4 protein-coding genes are annotated in these 3,976 nt (G+C 65.8%); all 4 read right to left on the bottom strand.

The features are described from left to right. On the bottom strand, positions 1–794 hold a 794-nt coding region (locus tag IVB32_RS00260), incomplete at its 3' end, for a hypothetical protein (protein WP_247409490.1). A 49-nt stretch (positions 795–843) separates the two neighbouring features. Beyond that, a complete protein-coding gene (locus IVB32_RS00265; protein WP_247371888.1) occupies positions 844–1,662 on the bottom strand; it encodes an aldo/keto reductase in 819 nt (272 codons plus the stop codon). 185 nt (positions 1,663–1,847) lie between these two features. Continuing rightward, complete coding sequence (locus tag IVB32_RS00270) at positions 1,848–2,165, bottom strand: helix-turn-helix domain-containing protein (RefSeq protein ID WP_247371885.1); 318 nt, start codon at positions 2,163–2,165, stop codon at positions 1,848–1,850. A 222-nt stretch (positions 2,166–2,387) separates the two neighbouring features. Further along, the gene (mgtE, locus tag IVB32_RS00275) at positions 2,388–3,809 is read right to left on the bottom strand and encodes a magnesium transporter (protein WP_018455198.1); all 1,422 of its coding nucleotides are present in this window, start codon (positions 3,807–3,809) and stop codon (positions 2,388–2,390) included. Between the last annotated feature and the right edge of the window lie 167 nt (positions 3,810–3,976).

Here is a 3,976-nt window from a genome sequence, read left to right on the forward strand (position 1 = left end):
GCGAGCACGGTGCGCAGCTTGATGTTGACGTTGTCGGTCGGCGCGACCCCAGCCGGCAGCTTGGCGCAGCTTCGCAAATGACGACGCAGCTCGGCGATGATTTCGACCGGCAGCTTCGCCGCGATTGAATCCTTGGCATCGCCGCCATCGTCTTTGGGGGCGTCTTTCGGCAGCTCCGTCGGCAATTCCGGCGGCAGGCCCAGCATGACGCCGTATTTGACAGTGACGTCGGGCTCCGGCGCCTGATAGGACGGCGGCGGCGCGGCCTCCGGGTGCTGCATCGCTTGTGGCAGTAGCTGTGGCGCCGGGGGCTGCGGCGTCGCCTGAGGCGGCGGCGACTGCGATGGCTGAGGCTGTGGCTGTGGAGGCTGCGGTTGCGGCTGCGCATTTGCCTCGCGCTGCTGCGGCGTCTGTGAAGGCTGTGGCTGCGGCTGTTTCTGCTGCGGCGGTTCAGGCGAGGCCTGCTGCTTCGAGGACTGTGCCGCAGCCTGCTGCTTCGCCTCGGGCTTCGGCGCGGCCGCCGCCTTGTCCTTATCGTTCAAATCGAACTTCGGCAGTTTCAGGTCAGGGGTCGGCTCCGGCGGCTTCGCCTTGAGTTTTTCCCCGGTCTTCTCCTCGGCTTTGGCCTCCTCCTGCTTCACCTGCTCCGGCGTCACGATGCTGACGGAAACCGATTCGGGCGGGCTGGCGTGAAACGGATGGACTTCGCTGATCACGATGATCAGCGCGACCAGCGTCAGATGGGCGATCGCCGACGCTGCAATGTCCGTCCGTATGATCTTCCGCAGTTCCATCGCCTGACTTCAGGTTGCCAAGCTGGTCCTAGCATACGGCAGGCCCCTCTCAATCCCATTTTGGCGCGAAGGCGAAATCGGTCAGGCGGCCCCTGGGACTGGCCAGCGCGGCGATCTGGGCCATCTCGTCGTCCGAAAGCTCGAAATCGAAGATCTCGATGTTTTCCGACAGGCGTTCGACGCGCGAGGTGCGCGGGATCGCAGCGACATTCTGTTGCACCAGCCAGCGCAGGCAGACCTGCGCCGGCGTCTTGTGATGCAGACGCCCGATCTCGGCGAGCGTCCGGTCGGTCTTGATCCGCCCCTTGGCGATCGGGCTGTAGGCAACCAGCGCGAGCCCGTGCTGATCGCAGGCCGCCCTCACCTTCGCCTGGTCGAGATAAGGGTGGTATTCGACCTGGTTGCAGGCCAGCGGCTCCGGCGACAACGCCACCGCCTGCTCGATCAGCGCCACGGTCAAATTGGAGACGCCGATGTGGCGGGTCAGGCCCATGCGCTTGGCATGCGACAGCGCGCCCAGCGTCTCCTCCAGCGGTACGTGCGAATTGGGCCAGTGCAGCAGCAGGAGATCGACGGAGGGAAGTCGCATGCGCGCCAGGCTCTCCTTGACCGAGCGCTCGAGATCGTGGGGCGCGAAATGATTGGTCCAGACCTTTGTCGTCAGGAAGATATCGTCGCGGCGCACGCCGGAGGCGCGCAAGCCGTCGCCGACCTCGCGCTCATTCTCGTAGACCTGTGCGGTATCGATGTGGCGATAGCCGAGCCGCAGCGCCTGCTCGACCACACGGGTGCACATGCGCCCGCTCAGCTCCCAGGTCCCCAGCCCGATCGCCGGTATCCTTGCGCCATTGGTCTCGACGAACAGCATGAGGAATCCTCTCTGTCGCGGTCGCCCCAAATCATGATCCAGGCGTCATTATGAACCCGGCTGGCAACACTGCCAACGGGCGACACCGGCCGCCGGGTCGGATCTTGCGCGCAATGCTAACGGGAGGTTCGTGCCAGGCCTTGACGTCAGGCCTTGAGGTCAGGCCTCGAGCTCAGGCCTCGAGCTCAGGCTTTGGCGAGCGCCTGGAACACCGTGTCAGGCGCATGCGCGATCACAGCGAGCAGCGCGCGGGCGGGTCCCCGCGGGGCCCGCTTGCCCTGCTCCCAATTGCGGATGGTCTCGACGGGAACGCCGAGCTTGGCCGCGAACTCCATCTGGGTCAGGCAGGCACGACGGCGCAAATCGCGCACGGCGAGCGAGCTGGTCTCGGGCGGCGCTGCGTTAGGCACTGGCTGGATTGGAAACGGCTGGACCGGAAACTCCTGCCCATCCCGCAACTCGACGATCCGTCCGTCCGCCTTCAGCCGCACACGCATGCTCATTCCCCCAAGCAAGGCGATGATGCGGCAGCTCGCTTAAGTTCGGATTAAAGATGATGGCTGCGGATACGGTCTCGTGCCCCGGACGCAGCGCAGCGCTTCTTCAGCGGTTCGCTGCAGAGCCGGGGCCCATGTCGCCGCAATACTGTGCCGCTTCTGGGTCCCGGTTGCGCAGCAACGCCAAGGGCGTTGCAGCGCGCCCGGGAGACGAGAGTGCGTGTAGCCCTACCTCAACCCGAACCACAACGTCGCGATGCCGAGGAAGGAGAAGAAGCCGACGACGTCAGTGACCGTTGTCACGAACGTGCCGGAGGCCACGGCCGGATCGGCCCTGACCCGTTCGAGCGCCATCGGAATCAGGATTCCTCCGAGTGCGCCGGCGAAGAGGTTCACGATGATGGCGAGCCCGATGACCAGGCCGAGGCCCGGGATCCTGAACCAGGCCACCGCAGCGACGCCCGTGATCACGGCAAAGGCGAGACCGTTGACGAGGCCGACCAGGCCCTCGCGCACCACCACGCGCCAGGCATTAGAGGAGCCGAGCTCGCGCGTCGCCAGCGCCCGCACCGCGACCGTCATGGTCTGGGTCGCGGCATTGCCGCCCTGGCTTGCGACGATCGGCGCCAGCACGGCGAGCGCCACCATCTTCTCGAGCTGCCCCTCGAACAGGCCGAGCACGGACGACGCCAGAAAGGCGGTGGCGAGATTGACCAGCAACCAGTTGAACCGCGCGCGTGCAATGGTGAACACGGTGTCGGACAGCTCTTCGTCGCTGTTGACGCCGCCGAGCGCCTTGAGGTCCTCGTCCGCCTCTTCCTCGATGACGTCGACGACGTCGTCGACGGTGATGACGCCGACGAGGCGGTCCTGGGTGTCGAGCACCGGGGCTGCGACGAGATTGTACTTGCCGAACATGCGCGCCACCTCCTCCTGGTCCTCCAGGACGGAGACGCGGCGGCGATCCTCGTCGGTCAGCTCGGCAAGCGCCACCGGGCGGCGGGCGCGCAGCAGCACGTCGAGCGAGACCGCGCCCTGCCAGTGCTGCTCCTTGTCGACGACGTAGATCTCGTAGAAGCGGTCTGGCAGATCCGGCGTCTCGCGCATGTAGTCGATCGCCTGCCCCACGGTGAAATCCTGCGGCACGGCGATGAACTCGGTCTGCATCCGGCGGCCGGCGGAGTTCTCCGGATAAAGCAGGCTGCGCTCGAGCACGACGCGCTCCTTGAGCGGCAGCTTCTCGAGGATCTCCTCCTGATCGGCCTGATCGAGCGTTTCCAGCAGCTCGACCGCGTCATCGGATTCGAGCTCGCGCACACCTTCCGCGACCGTCTGCGGCGGCAGTTCCTCGAGGATCTCCTCGCGCACGCCCTCGTCGAGCTCGTTCAGCGCGGAGAAGTCGAAATCGCGCCCCGTCAGCTCAACCAGGCGGACCCGATCGTCGGGCTCGAGAGCCCCAATGAGATCGCCGAGATCGGCCTCGTGCAGCTCGGCAACGCAGGCGCGCAGCGCGGCGCTGTCGCCGGCCTCGATCGCATGGGTAATTTCCGCGACGAATTCGTGACGAATTTCGCCGTCTTCATTGCGCATCGGCACGTGGTCGAGTACCGATTCCGCGGCAGATGCGGCACCGTCCAGATGTTCATCCATGGCGCGCCTCGCCGTTCGACAGGTTGGAACGAGTGGTCTGAGCTGACGGTTCAGGCAATACCCACAAGGCAACTCTGAGCGCAATGACAAAGATGCTTCGACTGAGGTGGACCTCGATGTCGGCAGGCGCAGCCCTCGCCGCCCTCACCGGCATCGCCTCGAGTGAA

This window comes from Bradyrhizobium sp. 23, from assembly GCF_023073295.1.
Taxonomy (GTDB): Bacteria; Pseudomonadota; Alphaproteobacteria; order Rhizobiales; family Xanthobacteraceae; genus Bradyrhizobium; species Bradyrhizobium canariense_D.

What these genes read in the sequence shown, in the direction of transcription:
- mgtE (WP_018455198.1), bottom strand. Translation starts at nt 3,809, where the DNA reads ATGGATGAACATCTGGACGGTGCCGCATCTGCCGCGGAATCGGTACTC.
- IVB32_RS00265 (WP_247371888.1), bottom strand. Translation starts at nt 1,662, where the DNA reads ATGCTGTTCGTCGAGACCAATGGCGCAAGGATACCGGCGATCGGGCTG.
- IVB32_RS00270 (WP_247371885.1), bottom strand. Translation starts at nt 2,165, where the DNA reads ATGAGCATGCGTGTGCGGCTGAAGGCGGACGGACGGATCGTCGAGTTG.